Consider the following 18,385-nt stretch of genomic DNA (forward strand, 5'->3'; position numbering starts at 1 on the left):
CTAAACAAGGTTGTGGAGATGCCCGGAGAGGTGTTTTTATCTCTCTATCTCTCGTAGCAACTCGCGGTACAGTTCCCGGTAGCGCTGACTCGCTGTCTCGACCGAGAACTGTGCGACCCGCTCGCCGGCACGCGCTCCGAACTGCCGCCGTCGTTCGGGGTCGCCGAGGGATTCCAGTCGCGCGACGAGCGCGTCGATGTCACCCGGTTCTATCAGATAGCCGGTCTCACCGTCGGCGACCTGTTCGGGGATGCCGGCGATGTTCGTCGCGACGACCGGTGTCCCGGCGGCGAGGGCCTCCGTGACGACGCGGGGCGTCCCCTCGCGGTATGACGGCAGCACGAGTACGTCGGCGGCGGCCAGCAGTTCGGGGATGTCGTCGCGGTACCCGAGCAACTCGGCGGGGAGGTCCCGGCGCTCGATCTCCGCCGCCAGTCGCTCCGACAGCGGTCCGTCGCCCGCGATCCGCAATTCGACCCCATCCAGCCGCTCGACGGCGTCCAACAGGTCGTCGAGTCCCTTCCCCGTCGCCAACCGACCCACGAACAGTAACTGGAGCGTGTCGTCGGCAGTGGCCTCGGCAGGCACGCTGTCGCCCTGTGACTGGAACCGTTCGACATCGACGCCGTGATAGATCAACTCGTACTGCTCGGGGCGGCCGATGCCTCGATCCAGAAACGTCTCACGGATCCGTTCGGACTTGACGATCAGGCGGTCGGTGACCCGGGCGCTGATCCGTTCGGCGGCCAGCACGAACGCGTTCAACAGCGGGTGATGGTCGTCCGCGATCGGGTCGCCGTGGATCTCGTGGACGACCACTGGTGTCCGTGCGAGAACACCCGCCCAGCGGCCGGCGATTCCAGCTTCCGTGCTGTGGGTATGGAGGATGTCGACGTCGTGGCGACGGAGGTACCACGCGATAGTGAACACGGAGAGCAACGCTCCGAGCGGATTGTAGTGGCGCAGTGCGTGGAAGACGACGGTCTCGATCCCGTTGGCGCGGGCGTCGGCGAGGCGGTCGGGATCGTGCGTTGCCCCGGTGCCGAGGTGGATCTCGTAGTCCGCGTCGGCATCGCGGAGCGTGTCGAGTGCGTTGTCCGTCGTGGTCTCGGCACCGCCGTCGAGATACCGGGTAATGAGATGCATGACAGTCGCGTCGCTCATGGGTCGTCACGCTCCTGCCAGCGACCGTCTCGGAAGGCAGTCGCGACCTCTGCCATCGACAGCACGTCGAGCTCGCCCGCGTCGCGGAGGGTGGCCGCAGTGGCGAGTACGGCATCGAGTTCCGAGAGGAGCGCGTCGGGATCGCCGGCCAGATTACACGGGTGGAACCACAGGTGAAAGATCTCTCCCGTCTCGGCCGCTCGCTGGAGCCCCTTCTTCGCCCGGTCTCGCTGGGAGTGACGCGGCGTGTACTGCCAGCCACCGTGATACGGGCGGAACACCTGTGAGCCCGGGATCTCGACGAGTCCCTGTCGTCGGGACGGCGTGACCGTCGGGGGTGTGATCCGCGCCGCCTCGTCGAGGTACCGGAGTCCTGGTTTTGCCAGTTCGGGCACGATGTCGCGCTCGAACCAGCGGTCGTCGACGCCACGGTACGTGTCGATCCCGCGGGCGGCGAGTACGTCCCGGTGGCCCACCGCGTTGCGCGGGTAGACGAAACTGTCCGGATCGACGCCAGCGGTCTGTAGTATGTCGAGTGCTCTGTCGACCTCCGCCTCGGCGGCTGGTTTCGAGCAATCGTCCGCCCCGAGGATCATGTGTGTGTATCCGTGCAGTCCGATGTCGTGGTCGACCGTCGCCGCCCGGATCGCGTCCAGGATCTCGGGGGCGTACCACAGATCCGAGTCGACGCCGGTCCGGCAGGGCAACTCGGCCATCCAGTCGGCCCACTCGAAATCGGGCGCCGGTTCGTCGTGGACGCCACCACACTCGGTGAGCAGGTGAGCCACCAGCGCCCAGGTCACGGGAATCTCGTGACGGTCGAACAGCCTGAGGAGGTCGTCGACGACTGCTGGTGTCTCCTCGAAGGTGGCGCGCTCGGCCTCGATGTCGGTGGTGTCGAACTGTCCCCAGCCGAGTTCGGTATCCAGCGAGACGACGAAGACGCCCGGCCTGCTCATAGGTACCCGAGATCTTCGAGCCGGTCGCTGACGCCGCCCGCGTCCGCCGGGGTCGTCCGATCCGACTGCTCGCGGATGGAGACCCGCGTGGGATCGCGGTTCGCGGGCTCGGAGTCGGGTGCGAACAGCTCGGTCCGGACGGTGCCGTCGAGTGCGCTCGGGACGGCCTCGCCGTGCAGGTGCAACACTGTAGGGGCGATGTCCAGAATGTGCATGTCGTCGGGGAACATGTCGGTGACGAACTCGTCGCCGTACGCCATGAACAGCCCCGTCTCCTTGTTCTCCCCGCGCCACGTCTCCGGTTCGCCGAACACGTCGTCGGCCCCGATACTGCCGTCGACGTGGACGTTCGGTGCCTGTCTGAGAACCACGTCGGGACCGTCGGCGACGTGTGGGCCGTCGTAGACCGCCGATGCCGGGAGCGCTTCGCGGATCACTGGGTTCCCGGAGTCGTCGGTCAGCCCGCCGAGGGCTTCGACGAGTTCCTCGCGGATCCGTTCACGCTCGCTCGGATCCTTGGCGAGGACGTACAGCGGTCCCTGCCCACTGGCGACGGCCGTCGACCGGTCCCAGTCGACGACCGACTCCTTGCCACTCTTTTTGATTCGTCCGTCCGCTGCGGGGAGCATGTCTTGCACGCGGTCCGGAACGAATCGCCGCAACCACCACTCGATGCCCAGTTTGCCGAGCAGGGGCCGAACGCGTTCGCGTGTGACGCCCAGCCGCGACAGCCAGTCCGTCGTGCTGTCCGTGGTGACGAGGTACCCCTCTCGTTCGAGCCACGTGTTGATGTGAAACTCCGTCCGGATCTCGTTGGATCCGTGGTCGGACATTATCAGGAGCCGGTCGAGTTCGTCGGCGGCCAGCAGGTCACCGATGCGGGCGTCGATCCGTCGCCAGGCGTCTTTGACCACCTCGTCGTCCCAGTAGAAGTGCTGGAGCATGTTCAGGTAGAACACGGTGAGGTGGACGTACTCGTAGTCGCCGGACGCGAGTTCCGCGAGGAGGACGTCGAACCGCTGGTCTATCAACTCGTAGATCTCGTCCACACAGGGGCTGTCGGGATCGTCTTTCGAGAGTAGCGAGATCTGTTCCGGGTGGACCTGGTAGTCGTACTCCGCTTTCAGCGTCGCTTCCAGGGACTCGGGGGTCGTGAACCCGGTCTGTTCGGCCCCCGGCCCACCGGCGACGTGGATGCCGTCGATTGCCGGCGGTGGGTAGCTCGTCGGGAGGTTGAGAACCGCGACATCACCGTCGAGGCGATTCCAGAACGGCTGGCCGTCGAAGTTGTCGATAGCACTCGTGTTCCGGATCTCCTGTCGCGTCCGGTCGACCGCTTCCCACCAGAACACGCCCAGTTTTCCCGGGTTGCGTCCGGTCGCGTAACACTGCCAATTGGGGCAGGTCACGGGCGGGAGACAGCTCCGCATGTCGCCGCCAGTCCCTTCACTGCGGATACGCTCGACGTTCGGGAGGTCGCCCTCCCGCAACCAGGGCTCGATGAGTTCGAAGCTTCCGCCGTCCAGTCCGAGCGTAACCGTCGTCACAGCCCCGGGTTTCGCGCCGACGACATTAGGGTTTGCGTCCCACCGGACGGCCGTCCCGAACACGCCGCCGGTGGCGGTACCAGGTCGCCGCTATTCGTCGGCGTCACGGTACGCGGAAAGCGCGTCGGTACCCACGGTCCAGAGCTGTCGAACGACGATTTTCAGATCTAGCCAGAACGACTGGTTTCGGATGTATCGGATGTCGTATCGCAGTTTCTCGCGCGGGTCGTGACCGGTCGCGTTGTTGATCTGTGCCAGGCCGGTGAGACCCGGTTTGACGAACCAGCGGCTCCGCCAGTCCTCGGCCCCCGACTCCATATCGGTGTCGAGTTCCGGTCGCTCGGGGCGGGGCCCGACGACGCTCATGTGGCCGACCAGGATCGACCACAGCTGTGGGATTTCATCGAGGTGGGTTTGCCGAAGGAACCGACCGACGCTGGTCACGCGCGGGTCCCGGTCACCTCTGTCCTCTTCGGAGAGTTTCGCGCCGGTTTCGGCCTCGGCTTCGGGGATCATGCTCCGGAACTTGTAGACGGTGAACGTGTCGCCGAATTCGGCGGTGCGTCGCTGGTTGTACAGCACCGGGCCGGGACTGTCGAGTTTGATCGCCACTGCGATGGCGACGATAACCGGCGAGAGGAGCAACAGGCCGGTGGCCGCAAAGCAGATGTCGAACAGTCGCTTGACCACGTAGTCTTGCCAGTCCCACGGATCGAGGTCGACCTCGACGAGGTCTCTCCCCGACAGACTCGCCGTCAGTACGTCGTCGGCGTGGTCCCGGTGGACCATCGCCGTCACACCGTGTTCGTAACAGGTGTCCAGCGTCCCGAAAAACTCCGCACGGTCGGCGTCGGTGAAGGCCAGCAGCGCAGTGTCGATCTCGTGTCGCACGAGGACTTCGTCGAGACGCGAGAGGCCACCGAGGTTCGTGAGCTCGTCCAAGCGTGCGGTGACCGCGCCACCGTCGGAGAGTTCGGGTGACCTGGTGACCGCTTCGTCCGTGGCCTCGTACGACGATGGCGGCGAGACGTACCCCAGAATGGGCAGGTCGGTCGCCTCCAGCAGTGCCTCCATGGCGACGGGGTCGTCGCCGACGATTATCGCCCGCGACTGTTCGGTGGGGCGTCGCCGAATCGCCACGGTCCAGGCCGGCAACCAGACGAGTAGAAACCCCGTCGCCAGCATGAGCGTCGACCGGGGGAGTCGGTAGTCGTAGTTGAAATAGCCCAGCGCCGCCAGCCCGACCATCGCGAGGACGACGCGCTTCTGGGTGATCAGCACCGTATCGAGAACCCGGCGCGGTCGGGGTTTAAACAGCGGCCACATTGCGGCGAGCGTCACGAGCAACGTCGTCGAAACGGCGAATATCAGGTCGCCGTTCGTGAGCACCGCCGGTGCCGGCCGCCCGAAGTATGGAATCGTCGCGAATGCTCGCTGAATCAGTGGGTAGTTGACGAACCAGACCGCGAATGCGGTGAGGCCAGCGGTCCCACCGACGCTCGCGACCCGGTACCGCCAGCCCATTGCCATTGCTCCTGATAAACCGACCTCCAAATATAAGCTCTGCGACCAGCGTCATACTCCTGTACGACGGTATTTTTGACGGTAAGGGTATGAAATAATCATACTGTGTCGGGAGACGACTCCTGAAATCGGGAACACCCTCTTACTTTCGGCCGACCGAGAGGAGGTTGTGACGCTCGCTTGGGTGCTGGGAACTGACCGACGGCAACTCACTGAGGCGGTCGGGTTGCGGGTCCGACGTGCTGGTCGCGCGCTCTTTGGCGACCGACTCGGGTTCGTCGTCTTCCTGGCTGGACTGACGTTCGTCGCTGTCTACTGGCGGATCGGGGTGTTCATCACGGACAGCTATGCAATCGCGAATACGCTCGTCAACGTCGCAGATGGCAACCTCGTCATCAAGGAAATCGTCTACTCGTTGAACTACGAATCACAGCCAGGGTTCTGGATCACCGATGGGACGATCTACGGCCGTAACTACGGCCACGCCGTCCTCTCGTTGCCCGTCCTGTGGGTCCTCGAAGCGACGAGTATCCTTTTCGATCTCCGACTCGTTCTCGCCGGAGGGTGGAGTCTCCTCGTAATTGCGTTCGCGGATCAGACTGGCAGAGTCCTCGGCCGACACAGGCTCTGTTCACTCGTCGGCTGTGCCGTTGGACTGGTGGCGTTCGCGTCGTCGCTCTTCGTCGCCACACCGCTCGACACTCGCTGGCTCCCCTTCGTCGCTCTGCAGCTCACGACAATGGTAGCAACTGCATTCGTCGGTGTCACTCTCTATCGTCTCCTCGGACGAATGCATGGTCGTCGGATCGGGACAGTCGCGGGCTTGGGGGCAGTCGTCGCCACGGCTGTCGGATTCTGGGCATCACTCCCGAAGCGACACGTGCTTTCGACGCTCGCGGTCGTCGTCGCCGTTACGGGCTTCTATTTCGCCCGCGAACACGACTCGCAGCGACTGGCTTTGGCTGCTCGCGTCGTCCCATATATCAGCGTCGCGTTACTCGCTTGGGTCCACCCACTGGAGGCGCTGGCTGTCTTCGCCGTGCTGGTTCCGGTGGATCTGCTCACTGCTCCCTCGAACACTCCGCGATCGCTGGCGATCATCGCCGTCGTCTTCCTCGTCGCTCTCGGACCGTTCATCGCGACGAACTACGCCATCTCGGGGGACCCTTTCGGGCCGCCACGGTCACTCGAACCGTACTACGGACAGGTCGAGCCCCCAACCGCAGACGATCCAGCTGTCGGCGGTGGCGGATCGGGTGACCGCTCCACGGCACAGACGCCACAGGCCGGTGATGGGACAGCTGGCTCGACACCAGGTGGCGGGGGATCCGAGCCGACATCCGATGGGGAAACAGCGACGCCGCCACCGACCGTGAGTGCCGATGGTACCGAAACACCGGCCACGGCCGAGCGGTCGCCGCCCGGTGGGACAGACGGCGAGACGTCACCGCTCGCGCCACTCGTCGCACTGGTAACGGTGCTGGTTGGCCTTCTCACAACCGCCATCGATGGGGTGGTAGGGGCGATTGCGCGCGGATGGATCTTCTTCGAGGAAGGGTTGAACATGCTCACAGCCGAATCTGACCGACTCTATCATACCTTTCTCCGTAGCGGTCGTATCTCGTTGGAGTATGTCGACTATCGGATGAACCAACAGGAGGCAATCGAACTCACGGTTCTGGAGACGACACCGCTGCTGGCTGGACTGGCTGGCACGGTTGCGGTGGGTGCCCGTGGAGTGGCTGCGCTCCCGGACCCGGAAGCGATTCGGTCCGGAATCGCTCGACCGGAACGCCAGACGGATCTATTGGTAATTGCCATCGTGACGGTCTTCGCTATCGTGAACATCTCACGACTCCCGACTCACGCACAGATCACCGTCCGGTATCTCGTCCCCATCGTTCCGCTCGGGTTGTACGGCGTCGCTCGACTGCGCTGCGTCCACAGCGTCGTCCGTACCGACCTGCGCTGGATCGCCGGCGCGTACGCTGGCACCCTCGTCGTGGGTGGTCTCGGCTTCCTGGCCGCCACTCTCTGGCTCGGCCTCGCACTCGGCGAGGCGATGCAACTGCACGCGCTGGTCAATCTGGCGAGTGCCGCCCTCCTCGCGGGCTGGGCGGTCGCCGCGAGTCTCGTCGACCTCGACGGCCGAATCGGGGCTGTCGCCCTCGCCCTGCCCGCCGCACTGACGACGCTGTTCCTGCTGTTCACTGGGCTCGTCTACTTCCAGTACGCCGACTACGCCCTGCCGGTCGCCCGACTGCTCGCCGACTGGCTCCCGGTGGCCATCTAGTCCGTCACGTGGGTGCTCGGTTCGGCCGCGACGATCTCTGACTCGATGCTGACGAGTTCGGGCCGGTTCAGAGATCGAACGCCCGGAACCGCCGATACCCGACCGCGAGCGGGACGACTGCCCACGCCACCAACAGCACGAGTGCCGCCGGCGCGCTCACGTAGGGAGGTGCGCCCTCGGCCACGTACAGTCCAGCCAGATCCACGTCGAACCCGGCGCGGACGAGCCGGGCGTAGGCCTCGCCGGGCTCAATCATCCGGAAGAGCAACGCCCAGTCGGGCATGTCCTGCAGGACCTCGAAGTCGAAGCGGTGGAGGACGACCAGCACCGCCGACTGGAGGCCGCCCCAGAAGGTGACCAGGAGCAGGTAGCCGCCCAGCCCACCGAGCGTGATCCAGCGGTCGGCGGTCGTCGACATCGAGAGCCCGACGGCAAAGCCGACGAACGCGGCCCCGAAGAGCACGGTCGCGAAGAGGAACCACGGGTACCACAGCACGCCTTCGGTGCCGAAGCGGACGGCACCCACGACACCGGCGACGACGAGCGCGAGCAGGGCCGGCATGAGGACCACGACCGCGCGGCTGACGAACGTTCCGACTGCCAGATCGCGCCGGGAGTGGGGCAGGGAGAGCGTGAGAGTGAGTCGCCCACTCGTGCGGTCGTCGGCGATGGACTTGTAGCCGAGCAGGATCGCGACCGCCGGGAGGAGGACGCCGACGACGCCGGCCAGTCCCGCGACGAACGCCGGGAAGGCCGGCTCGCCGACGTAGTCGTGGGCGACGACGTAGCCGAGGACGGCGACGACGGTGAGCCCGGCCGCGAGCCAGGTCGTCTTCGAGCGGGCGGCGTTGCGGGCGTCTTCGCTGGCGATCACGCGCCAGCTCATGCCAGATCCCTCCGGGCGAACCGCCGGTAGGCGAGTCCCAACGGCCCCACGAGCCACAGCGCGAACAGGACCAGCGCGGCCCACTCGCTCAGGTACCAGGCTCCCTCGACGGTGGCGCTCGGATCGACGAAGCCGTCGGTGAGCCGGCCGAAGACTCGACCGGGTTCGAGGCCGAAGTAGAACTGCAGGGGGTCGGGCAATTCGCCGTCGACGAGGTCGAGGAAGTTCAACAGCAGTGTGACGCCGCTGTCGACGGTGTCCCACAGCATCACGAACACGAAGAAGACGAACAGTGCGATGACGAGCGCGCGCCGCTTGGTGGCCGCGGCGATGGATGTCGCGATCCCGATGCCCGTCCAGATCCCGGCGAACCACACAGTGAAGACGACGAAGACGAGGTACCGGAGGGGTTCGAGTTCGCCGAACGGGTAGACCACGAGGAAGCCGGCAACGGCGAGGGCGGCGACCAGGGCGACCGCGACCACAGCGGTCCGGCCGAGGAACTTCCCGAAGACGACATCGGCCCGGCTGTGGGGCAAGGACAGCGAGAGTCGGAGCGCCCCGGACTCCCGTTCGCTCACGACCGCGTTGTACCCCAGCAGGACGCCGACGATGGGAACCAGCGTCGTCAGGCTCCCGTGGACGGTCCCGGCGAACCGTCCGGTCGTGTGTGGCCCCGGGCCGCCGAGTGGGTAGACGTACGCCGTGACGACGACCACGAACCCGAGCAGGCCCAACAGGTACTTCGTCGAGCGCTCACCGACCGTCAGCGCCCAGTCCTGGCGCGCGATTACCGTCCAGCTCATCGGTTCGTCCCGGTGTACTCGATGAACATGTCTTCCAGCGAGGCTTCCTCGGTCCGGAAGTTCACCACGTCGACGCCCGCGTCGTGCAACTCGACGAGGATGTCCATCTTCGCGTCGTTCGTACAGGTCACCTCCAGCGTCGACTCCTCGCGCTCGACGGCCGTCTCGACGCCCTGGATCTCCCTGACCGAGTCCAGCGTCCCGTTCTCCATGTTGTCGACCGTGATGACGAGTTTGGTGCCCCCGCCCAGCGATTCCCGGAGGCCCTCGATGGTGTCGACGGCGACGAGTTCGCCGTCCTGGAGGATGCCCACGCGGTCACAGACCGCCTCGACCTGTTCGAGGATGTGCGAGGAAAAGAAGACCGTCGCGCCGCGTTCGTTCTCCTCGCGGATGATGTCCCGCATCTCGGCGGCCCCGTTGGGGTCCAGTCCGGTGGTGGGCTCGTCGAGCAAGAGGAGGTCCGGTTCGCCGACCAGCGCCATCCCCAGTACCAGGCGCTGGGCCATCCCCTTCGAGTAGTCGCTGGCCTCTCGTTCGGCGTCTGCGGGGTCGAGTCCGACCCGATCCAGGATCTCGGCGGGGTCGTCGTCGACCTCCTTCGAGCGGATGGCGTACTCGATGTGCTGGCGACCGGTGCGGCGCTCGAACACCGAGTACCCCTCCGGGAGGACGCCGATGCGCTCGCGGGCCGCGACGCCCTCCGCGTGACAGTCGTGGCCGAAGATCTCGACCGACCCGTCGCTGGGCGACACGAAGTCGAGCAGGACGTTGATGAACGTGGACTTGCCCGCACCGTTGGGCCCGAGAAAGCCGAAGATCTCCCCCTCGGCGACGGTGAGGTCGACCCTGTCCAGGGCGACCACCGTCCCGTACCGTTTCGATACCTCCGTCGCTTCGATGGCGGCCATACGTCCGTCGGCGGCCGGCACCGAAATAAAAGCGCGCGCTGATTTTCCGACTCGGAAACAGTGGCTCGTGGCGACGTGATCGACGGACTGTTCGACCTCCGAAGCTATTCGTCGCTCGAATTATCGTACATCTCGTCGAAGGCCTGTTCGCCGCGGATCAACTCGTCGACACCGTCGGTGAGAGTGACCTCGCCGAACACGGTCGCACGATAGTAGGTGTAGAGTCCGTCCTGTCCTCGTTCCGTACGCTGACGCTTTTCGACGAGCCCGCTCTCGAGGAGTTCGTTCAGGTGATAGTGGAGCGTACTGTCGTCGATATCGATCGCGTCTGCGAGTTCCGTCGGACTCATCTCACCGCCGTGAACCAGCCGATAGAGAATTTCGTACCGAGTCCGGTTCCCGACGGCCGCGTGCATATCCAGATACTCGTCGAGACTGCGAACGCTGTCCTCTGGCAGCAGATCCTCTGGATCGTGCCGCGCTTCCTTTCCTGCTGTCCGTCTCTGATCCGCCGTCATCTCGATTCGAAGTCGAACGAAACGCGCTTAGTCTTTGTCGAGCCAGTAATCACAAAAAACAGCGTTTTTTATACCGTTCTCTCGGGAAATCGAACCTGGTACGAACATTGTCGGGGTCTATCGTGGGGTGACGATGCGGTTCGACTGCTGACTGGCACTGAGTATCCAAGAGGGGTAGAGACATCTCGATATTCCGATTAGAACAACAGTTATGTGTGTCAGTACAATAGTGGGTAATAGGTGGTGTGAAATGGGAAAGACGTCTCTCGATGGCGATCAAGGCGAGGAACTGACGCTCACAGTAGACGATAGAGGGCGGGTAACCCTACCGAAGGAGGTCCGGGATCAGTTGGGCATCGAGTCGAACGACGAGATCTCCGCGACCCTCGTCGGTTCGATCCTCGAGGTCAACCCGAAACCGAGCACGAAACTGAAGACAGCAAGGGCGGATCGAGACGACTGGGAGAACACGACGCCAACCGATGCGGGAGAAGCGCTCTTCGGACCGATGGAGCAGTGATCCGGTAGCAGATGACTGAGTCGCTCCCAACCGAAGTGACTGCTCTCACGGACGTGAACGTGCTCGCGATCGGGTTGACCGAAGATCATCCGGCCCACGATGACGTGTATCCTTGGATCGAGAACGCCCTCGATGGACCGAACGTCCTGCTCGTCTTCGATTATTACCCGCTCCGAGCGCAGTATATCATGACGAGCAACTTCGGAGTGGACGCGGCGGCTGCTCGCAATGCGGTCCAGTCGCTCGTGCGCAGTCCCGCACGAATCGTCGGTGCGACCGAGACCACACTGCTGGAGGCCTACGAGATCAGCGCCGAAAAAAACCACGACGTCTACGATTCGTTCATCCTCGCGCTGGCACGTGCATACGAAGCAGACTACCTGATCACGACCGATGCCGATTTCGAGGACCTCTGTGACGGTGAAGACACGACCTACACCAATCCGATCCCGACCGAAAAACGCGAGAAATTGGCGTTCATCGATGGGTAGCCAAGCCAATGTGGTGCCGCAGTGAGCTACTACCGGGTTGCCAACCGAACTCTCAAGGCCGGTGACGTGGACGGATCCAGTATGCACGTAAGCGTCGTCGGCAGCGGCTACGTCGGGACGACCATCGCCGCCTGTTTCGCCGACCTCGGTCACGAGGTCACGAGCGTCGACATCGACGAGGACATCGTCGCGGCCGTCAACGACGGCGATGCGCCGATCCACGAACCCGGGCTCGACCCGCTCGTCTCGGTCTACGGCGGTGACCAGTTGCGCGCCACGACGGACTACGACGCCATCCGTGAGACGGACGTGACCTTCCTCGCGCTCCCGACGCCGAAAAACGACGACGGGAGCATCGACACGTCGATCATGGAGGCCGGCGCGGAATCGATCGGTGAGGCTATCGCCGACAAGGACGGCTACCACCTCGTCGTCGTCAAGAGTACCGTCGTCCCCGGTACGACCGAGGACACGCTGACGCCGCTCATCGAGGACGCGTCGGGCAAGACCGCCGGCGCGGACTTCGGCGTCGCGGTCAACCCCGAGTTCCTCCGGGAGGGGACTGCAGTGGACGACTTCATGGAACCGGACAAGATCGTCGTCGGCACGGACGGCGACGGGCGCGCGCTCGACCGCCTCGCGGAGGTGTACGAACCGCTGGTCCTCCAGTGGGACGTGCCCGTCTTCGAGACCGGCCCGCGCGAAGCCGAGATGATCAAGTACGCCAACAACGGCTTTCTCGCCGCCAAGGTCAGCCTCATCAACGACATCGGGAACATCTGCAAGGAGTACGACATCGACGCCTACGAGGTCGCCGAGGCCATCGGCCTCGACGACCGCATCGGCGAGCAGTTCCTCCGGAGTGGGGTCGGCTGGGGCGGATCATGCTTCCCAAAAGACACATCAGCAATCATACAACACGCCCGCGACGCGGGCTACGAACCCCGGATGCTGGAATCGGCGGTCGAAGTCAACGACCGCCAGCCCGAGCGCCTGCTCGATCTGCTGGACGAGCACGTCGACGCCGACGGGAAGCGGATCGCGGTGCTCGGACTCGCGTTCAAGCCGGGCACCGACGACATCCGGAACTCGCGGGCGATCCCGGTGATCGAGGGGCTCCGCGAGCGCGGCGCGGAGGTCGTCGCCTACGATCCGGTCGCGGCGAGTGAGATGGCCGAGCGGTTCCCGGAGATCGAGTACGCCGACTCGGCGGCCGCGGCCCTCGACGGCGCGAGCGGCGCCGTCGTGGTCACCGACTGGGACGAGTTCGGGACCCTGGACGAGGAGTTCGACGCGATGACTGACCCGGTGGTCGTCGACGGGCGTCGGATAATCGAGCGCCGCGAGGGAATTACCTACGAGGGACTGACCTGGTAACGGTCGGTTCGCGAGCAGTCACTCCGGTCGTTCTTCCGGTGTGGACTCGCTGTCGCCCGGGAGCAGGACGCCCAGCCCGGGCAGTCCGTGGCGGTACCAGAGGGCGGCGGCGACGACGGTGAGTCCCAGCTCGAAGACCGCGAGCGGCCCGAGGTCGAGCGCGAACAGGTGATCGAGGAAGCCGCCCGTCGCCAGCTCGTACTCGATAGCGGGGATCAGGGGCCACCCGAGGAAGCCGACGTAGTGGAACTCGCCGGCCAGCGCGGGGTAGAGCGCGTCGCCGAACAGGTGGCCGAGGTAGCCGATCCCGAACGCGGCCGCGCTCTCGCGGGCGTCGAGTCGGCGTGCGACGAGCCACAGCGCGAGCAGGAGCGCCGTGGCGACCAGAAGCGAGTGGCCGAACGACCGGCCGTTCGGCAGGATGGCGAACTGCCAGGCCAGCGGTTTGTCGATCAGGTCCGGCAACTGCGTGCCGACCGCGAGCGCGACGACGGCGACGCCGTGCGGGCGCAGGTCGAAGCGGGACCGGCGGTAGGCGGTGTACAGGAGGTAGCCGACGGCGGCGTGTCCCCAGGGCCACATCGTCGGCATGGAGGGTGGCGAGGGTGATACCGGCTTCGGATCCGGCAGGTCGTCGGGACGGCGGTCACCCGACCCGCTGGCCGGCCGTGACGTTGCGCTCGCTCACCGACACCGTCTCGTTCCAGAGGGTGTACTCGCCGGGATACGGGACGGTGACGGCGTACTCGCCCGCGGCGTTCGTCCGAACCTGCCGCTCGTAGGTGAACGAGGCGCCCGGCACGTCGACCGACTGGGAGAGCGTCGCCGTCGCGTTCGCCGGTCCAGTGCCGGTGATCGTCGCGCCGGGAACGAGTCGGAACGCCTTGTAGTCGCCGTCGTCGGCGGCGTAGATTGCACGGAAGTGGGCCAGTCCGTCGACGGGTGACTGCCGGGAGCCGAACCCGTCGTGGAGGCGGGTGAACAGCGACTGCGCGCTCGCGTTCGAGTTCCGGACCGACTCGGTGACGACGTAGCCCACCCGATTGCGGTGGCTCCGGTACCACTGTGACTCGTCGACCGAGGTGGACAGCGTCCGGTACTGCTCCCGTGCGTACCCGTACGACCGGGATTCCCCGTTGACGAAGTAGTTGTACATCCGGTTGCGGCCCCACTCGCTGAGGACGTAGTTTTCCGGATAGCTCAGGTTCGCGGCGGTCGCGTGGTCGTCGACGGCCGCCGCCGACTGGTACGCGCCGTCTTCGATGGTGATCTGACTCGTCTTGATCGGCGTCTGGAGGACGCCGACGCCGCCGACCAGCAGGAACAGGGCGACGAGCAGGCCGGCTTCCCGCGTGGTCGGGACCCGAAGCGTCGCGGTACCGCCGTCGGCGGCGCTATCGTCGGCACCCGGTCCCCGGTTCGGAGTGGCTTGCTCGTCGGCGAACGGCCGCGGAATCGCGGCGAGGTCGACCCAGTGAGCCAGCCAGACGAAGCCCAGCCCGCCAAAGAGGGCGGTGAAGGCGGCGAGTTCGCCGACGAAGCGGACCTGCACCGCCGCGAGTGCGAGGAAGTACCACGTGTAGACGACCGCGACGAGCCAGGGCTTCGACCCATCGGTGGCGCGCCGACTCGCCCAGATCAGCGGCGGGATCGCGAGGACGAGGACGAGCCCGAGCAACAGGAACCAGGTGAAGTCGCCGCTGATCAGCGGCTGGGTCTCGACGATGTTCCGGGTCGCGAAGAACCGGTCCGCTCGCTGGCCCGCTCGCTCCCAGAAGCTCTCGAACACCGCCGGGATCAGGAAGACGGCCGCGACCGCTCCGACGACCTCCGCACCGGCCATGGCGAGGGTCGGGAGGTCGAGCCGATGGACGGCCTCACCAATCACCAGCACGCCCGTGGTCCCGGCGACGAGCAACAGGGGGATCGCGGCCACGAAGTCGGTGTGCCAGCCCATCTCGCCGTGGACGAAGTGGACGACCAGCGCGGCCAGCGCGAGTCCACCGAGCAGCGGCGCGTTCGACTGCAGGGGTGAGCGGTCGGCGTCGACGTCGAGCAGGACCGCCAGCGCCACCACGAGCGCGACCGGAACCACGAGCGCCGGCCCGTTCTCCCAGGCGAGTATCTGCCCGGCGACACCGACGCCGAGTCCCAGCCCCGCGACCCAGGCTCCCGGGTCTCGATACGCCCGCTCGTCCCAGGTCGCGAGGACGATCAGCGCGAGTGCCGTGAGGGCCAGCCACGGGTAGTCGAAGGCGTGGTGGTCGGGAAAGCCCAGACTCGTCCGGATCGCGTGGGCGGGCGTCGTCGCCAGGAACACGACGGCGGCCAGGCCGATCCGCCGGTCGTCGGTGAGCCGGACCGCGATGACGTACAGCAGGAGTCCCGTGAGCAGCGCCGACGCGACGGGGTACCAGGCCATGACTGTTCCAACAGCCGACGCGGTCCCGCCGAACAGGTCCGAGAGCCAGTACAGCGTCGCGACCATGAACGGCTCACCGTTCGCCATTCCCAACTCGTTCAACAGGGCCGCATCGACCCCCTTCCCCGCCGCCAGCAGGTTCTCGACCACGTACCGGTACGCGTAGGGATCGTTCCCCGACAGGACGACAGCCCCGTCACGGAACACCGCTCCGTAGGAGAACACCGTCCGGAAAAGTACGACCACCGCGAGCGCGCCGGCGAGGGCGCCCGCCGCCCGCCGGTCCACGTCGAACGCGGGCAGTGACAGGTTCAGGCCCGCTCCGTCCTGCTCGGCGGTCGAGTCGTCCGTCTCGCCGTCGAGCGCGCGCCGGGTCGCGTCGGGGAGCCGGTACTCCCCGTCGACTTTCTCCACGAGGTCCGCAGACACGAGTTCGCCGAACGTGCCCGAGTCGATCGGCACGTCCTCGAAGGTCCAGGTTTCGGCGTCGTCGTCGACCGGGCGAACGGATTCGAGTGCGGACGCCAGCTCGGGCCGCTCGGCGAGCGTCTCGGCGGCGTCGCGCTCCTCTGCCATATCTCGCCCATCCGCCGTCGAGCGAATAAACCCATCGACAGGCGTGTCGCCGGCTGTCCGGAGTACACAGGTTGCGAGAAACCGACCGGTTCGCGTTCCCGATCAGTAGACGGCCGATTCGATCTCGTCGTCGAGGTCCGCGAACTGCGCCAGATACTCCCGGCGCTCCTCGCGGAGAGTCGCGACTCGGTCGTCGGCGTCGTCCAGATTCGCCGCCACGTCGAAGTCCGACACGTCCATTCCGGGCACCTCGCTCGGGACGGTCAGGCCGGTCGTCTCGTCGTCGCGCCAGTCGACGGTGTCCCGCGAGATGCCACGGAGCAGGGTCACCGTGTCGTCGACGCCCACGTCACGGCCGCCGACGGAGCCGGTGTTCAGGACGAAACAGTCCACGTCCAGATCCTGAATCAGGTCGCGGAACCGGTTGCCCTCCTCGCCTTCCGAGCCCATGATGAAGGGATTGGTTCCGACGACGCGGATCGACTCGCCGGCCGCGGACGGGTCGCCGGCGCTGGTCTGGATGGACTCGCCGAGCATGAACGCCGCGGCGGCCTCGTCCGGGTCGAGCTTGGCGACCGGCGGCATCACGGGGTTGCGCGTGATGAAGAAGATCTGGTCCAGATTCGGGAGGTCGATCTCCTCGCCCGCGGAGTCGAGTTCCGAGCGCTGGATCACGGCGCGGCCGTTGGTGGTGTGGTGGTCGCTGTCGAAGTCGACCGTGCCGTCCTCGGCCACGTCGACGTTCTCCAGCACGGCGGACTCGTCGGTCGCCGCGTCGTAGAGTTCCGGCTGTTCCTCGCGTTCGAGGCCGATGGTCTTGATGTAGAGGCCCTGGCCCTCGCTGCCGGCGACGGAGCCGTCCGACAGGAGCGCGCACACGTCGTCCTGCAGCATCGTCGCGTCTTCCGGGTCCTCCAGATCGAGGCCGTGTGCTGTCAGCGTGGACTTGCCGGTCCCCGAGAGACCGAGGAACAGCTGGCCGACCGTTTCCAAGTCGTCCTCGTCGCCGTCGTCGCGCTGGAGTCGGACGCGCTTGCTGCCGGCGTGGAGCCCCAGGCCGCCCGCCTCCTTGGCGCGCAGCATGAACAGACGCAGGAACGACTTCTTGGCCTCACCGGTGTAATCGCTCCCCAGAACGGCCGTGAAGCCTTCCTCGGGGAGGATGCGGATGGCGGTCTCGTCCCAGTCGGGCACCTGCACGGTCACGAAGTCCGGCTCCGCGTCCGGATCGTCGACGGGTTCGAACAGCTTCGCCACCGAGAGCGCGATGCGACCGTACGCCTTCGGGACGTAGTACCGGCAGACGTAGGCGTGGTCGGGGTGGCGACCCACCTGCCGGTCGAGACAGAGCATCTCGTTGCCTCCGGCGAACTCGATGGCGTCCTCGAAGTGTTCGAAGTCGTCGGCGTCGAACTCGTGGTCGATCGCGTTTCTCGTCTTGTCTGCGTTGCGCGACTGCTGGTCGCTGACGTAGGCGGGCGAGCCGAACTCCGTGGTCGTCTCCAGATCCCGGGAGAACTCCCGGAGCTGGTCGAGCGACGGATTGTAGACGACGTGTTCGGCCTCGACCGGGTCGGGTAACGCTGTGACGGGCTCTCGCACCGTGAATCCGGACTCGGACATCAGGCGTGCATACCACGGGCTCGGTAATAAGGTCGGGCCATTCGGTCGCGCTTTGGTTCGGTATACCGTCCCGTTACCTCTCGGCGGACACGTCGAGACGGACACGTTCTTCTCCTCGCGGGTCCACACCCGTCCCATGCGCCAGTTTTGCCTGCTGGGCCACCGCGTGCCGACGACGCCCGACTTCTCGCTCGACGCGCTCCCGAGCGAGGCCGGCCGCCTCGACATACTCTGTCGCGCGATCAGCGCCGCGTTCGTCCTCTCCCACGACATCCGCGAGGACGTACGCGTGTCACTGGTCCTGCAAGACGAGTTCACGATCCAGTTCGACGGCTCCGACCTGCGCAACCTCAACCCGGACGAGCGCAGCACCGCCGCACTCGTCCGCACCGCGCTCGAACACCGCGAGGACGCCATCGGCCACGTGCCCGCCGAGAGCTCCCCCGGCGTCTCGATCTCCCGGAAGGGCTTCGAGACCACGCTCTCGGAGGCCGCCACCGACAGTACCGTCGTCCATCTCCACGAGGACGGCGACCCCATCGTCGATATCGAGCCGCCCGAGGACCCGCTGTTCGTCCTCTCGGATCACGAGTCCTTCACCGACGCCGAGGCCGACCTGCTGGCGGAGTACGCCGACCACCGCGTCAGCCTCTCGCCGCGGGCCCTCCACGCCGACCACGCCATCACGGTCGCGCACAACTACCTCGACACCGGCGGCTTCCAGCGGTACTGAGAACCTGTTCGCCATCCTGAAGTTTAAGTACCAGA

General features: G+C 66.0%; 16 protein-coding genes. 5 read left to right on the forward strand and 11 right to left on the reverse strand.

Features of this window, described 5'->3' with window-relative positions:
* Positions 1 to 36: 36 nt before the first annotated feature.
* The 4 genes from ACOZ4N_RS17765 to ACOZ4N_RS17780 all read right to left on the reverse strand — a co-directional run bounded on the left by ACOZ4N_RS17765 (position 37) and on the right by ACOZ4N_RS17780 (position 5,200).
* Positions 37 to 1,164, reverse strand: a complete 1,128-nt coding sequence (locus ACOZ4N_RS17765; RefSeq protein WP_424017696.1) for a glycosyltransferase family 4 protein — start codon at positions 1,162 to 1,164, stop codon at positions 37 to 39.
* Positions 1,161 to 2,123 (reverse strand): DUF2334 domain-containing protein, encoded by a 963-nt coding sequence (locus tag ACOZ4N_RS17770; RefSeq protein ID WP_424017697.1) that lies wholly within the window; start codon positions 2,121 to 2,123, stop codon positions 1,161 to 1,163. The genes ACOZ4N_RS17765 and ACOZ4N_RS17770 overlap by 4 nt, the downstream gene beginning before the upstream one ends.
* Positions 2,120 to 3,670 carry an alkaline phosphatase family protein gene (locus ACOZ4N_RS17775; RefSeq protein WP_424017698.1) on the reverse strand — a complete coding sequence of 517 codons (1,551 nt, stop codon included), beginning with the start codon at positions 3,668 to 3,670 and terminating at the stop codon, positions 2,120 to 2,122. The genes ACOZ4N_RS17770 and ACOZ4N_RS17775 overlap by 4 nt, the downstream gene beginning before the upstream one ends.
* A 90-nt stretch (positions 3,671 to 3,760) precedes the next feature.
* On the reverse strand, positions 3,761 to 5,200 hold the full coding sequence (locus ACOZ4N_RS17780; RefSeq protein ID WP_424017699.1) for an exopolysaccharide biosynthesis polyprenyl glycosylphosphotransferase: 1,440 nt from the start codon (positions 5,198 to 5,200) through the stop codon (positions 3,761 to 3,763).
* 163 nt (positions 5,201 to 5,363) lie between these two features.
* On the opposite strand from ACOZ4N_RS17780, the gene ACOZ4N_RS17785 reads away from it, so the two are divergent.
* Entirely contained in the window at positions 5,364 to 7,487 is a 2,124-nt protein-coding gene (locus ACOZ4N_RS17785; RefSeq protein WP_424017700.1) for a hypothetical protein, read from the forward strand.
* 67 nt (positions 7,488 to 7,554) lie between these two features.
* On the opposite strand, the gene ACOZ4N_RS17790 is transcribed toward ACOZ4N_RS17785, so the two are convergent.
* The 4 genes from ACOZ4N_RS17790 to ACOZ4N_RS17805 form a co-directional block, all read right to left on the reverse strand.
* Positions 7,555 to 8,373 (reverse strand): ABC transporter permease, encoded by an 819-nt coding sequence (locus ACOZ4N_RS17790; protein ID WP_424017701.1) that lies wholly within the window; start codon positions 8,371 to 8,373, stop codon positions 7,555 to 7,557.
* Positions 8,370 to 9,179 (reverse strand): ABC transporter permease subunit, encoded by an 810-nt coding sequence (locus ACOZ4N_RS17795; RefSeq protein WP_424017702.1) that lies wholly within the window; start codon positions 9,177 to 9,179, stop codon positions 8,370 to 8,372. Before ACOZ4N_RS17795 ends, ACOZ4N_RS17790 begins: the two co-directional genes overlap by 4 nt.
* Complete coding sequence (locus ACOZ4N_RS17800; RefSeq protein ID WP_424017703.1) at positions 9,176 to 10,090, reverse strand: ATP-binding cassette domain-containing protein; 915 nt, start codon at positions 10,088 to 10,090, stop codon at positions 9,176 to 9,178. The genes ACOZ4N_RS17795 and ACOZ4N_RS17800 overlap by 4 nt, the downstream gene beginning before the upstream one ends.
* A gap of 104 nt (positions 10,091 to 10,194) precedes the next feature.
* On the reverse strand, positions 10,195 to 10,608 hold the full coding sequence (locus ACOZ4N_RS17805) for an ArsR/SmtB family transcription factor (protein ID WP_424017704.1): 414 nt from the start codon (positions 10,606 to 10,608) through the stop codon (positions 10,195 to 10,197).
* Between the two features lie 250 nt (positions 10,609 to 10,858).
* On the opposite strand from ACOZ4N_RS17805, the gene ACOZ4N_RS17810 reads away from it, so the two are divergent.
* From ACOZ4N_RS17810 to aglM, 3 genes are all read left to right on the forward strand, one after another.
* Positions 10,859 to 11,128, forward strand: a complete 270-nt coding sequence (locus ACOZ4N_RS17810; protein WP_424017705.1) for an AbrB/MazE/SpoVT family DNA-binding domain-containing protein — start codon at positions 10,859 to 10,861, stop codon at positions 11,126 to 11,128.
* 11 nt (positions 11,129 to 11,139) lie between these two features.
* On the forward strand, positions 11,140 to 11,619 hold the full coding sequence (locus ACOZ4N_RS17815) for a type II toxin-antitoxin system VapC family toxin (protein WP_424017706.1): 480 nt from the start codon (positions 11,140 to 11,142) through the stop codon (positions 11,617 to 11,619).
* A gap of 81 nt (positions 11,620 to 11,700) precedes the next feature.
* The gene (aglM, locus tag ACOZ4N_RS17820) at positions 11,701 to 12,996 is read left to right on the forward strand and encodes a UDP-glucose 6-dehydrogenase AglM (RefSeq protein ID WP_424017707.1); all 1,296 of its coding nucleotides are present in this window, start codon (positions 11,701 to 11,703) and stop codon (positions 12,994 to 12,996) included.
* Positions 12,997 to 13,014: 18 nt separating this feature from the next.
* On the opposite strand, the gene ACOZ4N_RS17825 is transcribed toward aglM, so the two are convergent.
* The 3 genes from ACOZ4N_RS17825 to ACOZ4N_RS17835 form a co-directional block, all read right to left on the reverse strand.
* Positions 13,015 to 13,587: a metal-dependent hydrolase gene (locus ACOZ4N_RS17825; protein ID WP_424017708.1), complete on the reverse strand. Its 573-nt coding sequence runs from the start codon at positions 13,585 to 13,587 to the stop codon at positions 13,015 to 13,017.
* A gap of 55 nt (positions 13,588 to 13,642) precedes the next feature.
* A complete protein-coding gene (locus ACOZ4N_RS17830) occupies positions 13,643 to 15,994 on the reverse strand; it encodes a hypothetical protein (protein ID WP_424017709.1) in 2,352 nt (783 codons plus the stop codon).
* A gap of 102 nt (positions 15,995 to 16,096) precedes the next feature.
* A complete protein-coding gene (locus ACOZ4N_RS17835) occupies positions 16,097 to 17,617 on the reverse strand; it encodes a phosphoenolpyruvate carboxykinase (ATP) (RefSeq protein ID WP_424017710.1) in 1,521 nt (506 codons plus the stop codon).
* A 136-nt stretch (positions 17,618 to 17,753) separates the two neighbouring features.
* Between ACOZ4N_RS17835 and trmY the strand changes: the two genes are divergently transcribed.
* Positions 17,754 to 18,350, forward strand: a complete 597-nt coding sequence (gene trmY / locus ACOZ4N_RS17840) for a tRNA (pseudouridine(54)-N(1))-methyltransferase TrmY (protein WP_424017711.1) — start codon at positions 17,754 to 17,756, stop codon at positions 18,348 to 18,350.
* Positions 18,351 to 18,385: the final 35 nt, after the last annotated feature.

The sequence above is a fragment of the Halorientalis pallida genome (genome assembly GCF_049605515.1).
In the GTDB taxonomy this organism is placed as follows: Archaea; Halobacteriota; Halobacteria; order Halobacteriales; family Haloarculaceae; genus Halorientalis; species Halorientalis pallida_A.

Excerpts from the sequence above, each read along its gene's own strand:
- ACOZ4N_RS17765 (WP_424017696.1), bottom strand. The coding sequence starts at position 1,164 with ATGAGCGACGCGACTGTCATGCATCTCATTACCCGGTATCTCGACGGC.
- ACOZ4N_RS17770 (WP_424017697.1), bottom strand. The coding sequence starts at position 2,123 with ATGAGCAGGCCGGGCGTCTTCGTCGTCTCGCTGGATACCGAACTCGGC.
- ACOZ4N_RS17780 (WP_424017699.1), bottom strand. The coding sequence starts at position 5,200 with ATGGCAATGGGCTGGCGGTACCGGGTCGCGAGCGTCGGTGGGACCGCT.
- ACOZ4N_RS17790 (WP_424017701.1), bottom strand. The coding sequence starts at position 8,373 with ATGAGCTGGCGCGTGATCGCCAGCGAAGACGCCCGCAACGCCGCCCGC.
- ACOZ4N_RS17795 (WP_424017702.1), bottom strand. The coding sequence starts at position 9,179 with ATGAGCTGGACGGTAATCGCGCGCCAGGACTGGGCGCTGACGGTCGGT.
- ACOZ4N_RS17800 (WP_424017703.1), bottom strand. The coding sequence starts at position 10,090 with ATGGCCGCCATCGAAGCGACGGAGGTATCGAAACGGTACGGGACGGTG.
- ACOZ4N_RS17805 (WP_424017704.1), bottom strand. The coding sequence starts at position 10,608 with ATGACGGCGGATCAGAGACGGACAGCAGGAAAGGAAGCGCGGCACGAT.
- ACOZ4N_RS17810 (WP_424017705.1), top strand. The coding sequence starts at position 10,859 with ATGGGAAAGACGTCTCTCGATGGCGATCAAGGCGAGGAACTGACGCTC.
- ACOZ4N_RS17815 (WP_424017706.1), top strand. The coding sequence starts at position 11,140 with ATGACTGAGTCGCTCCCAACCGAAGTGACTGCTCTCACGGACGTGAAC.
- aglM (WP_424017707.1), top strand. The coding sequence starts at position 11,701 with ATGCACGTAAGCGTCGTCGGCAGCGGCTACGTCGGGACGACCATCGCC.
- ACOZ4N_RS17825 (WP_424017708.1), bottom strand. The coding sequence starts at position 13,587 with ATGCCGACGATGTGGCCCTGGGGACACGCCGCCGTCGGCTACCTCCTG.
- ACOZ4N_RS17830 (WP_424017709.1), bottom strand. The coding sequence starts at position 15,994 with ATGGCAGAGGAGCGCGACGCCGCCGAGACGCTCGCCGAGCGGCCCGAG.
- ACOZ4N_RS17835 (WP_424017710.1), bottom strand. The coding sequence starts at position 17,617 with ATGTCCGAGTCCGGATTCACGGTGCGAGAGCCCGTCACAGCGTTACCC.
- trmY (WP_424017711.1), top strand. The coding sequence starts at position 17,754 with ATGCGCCAGTTTTGCCTGCTGGGCCACCGCGTGCCGACGACGCCCGAC.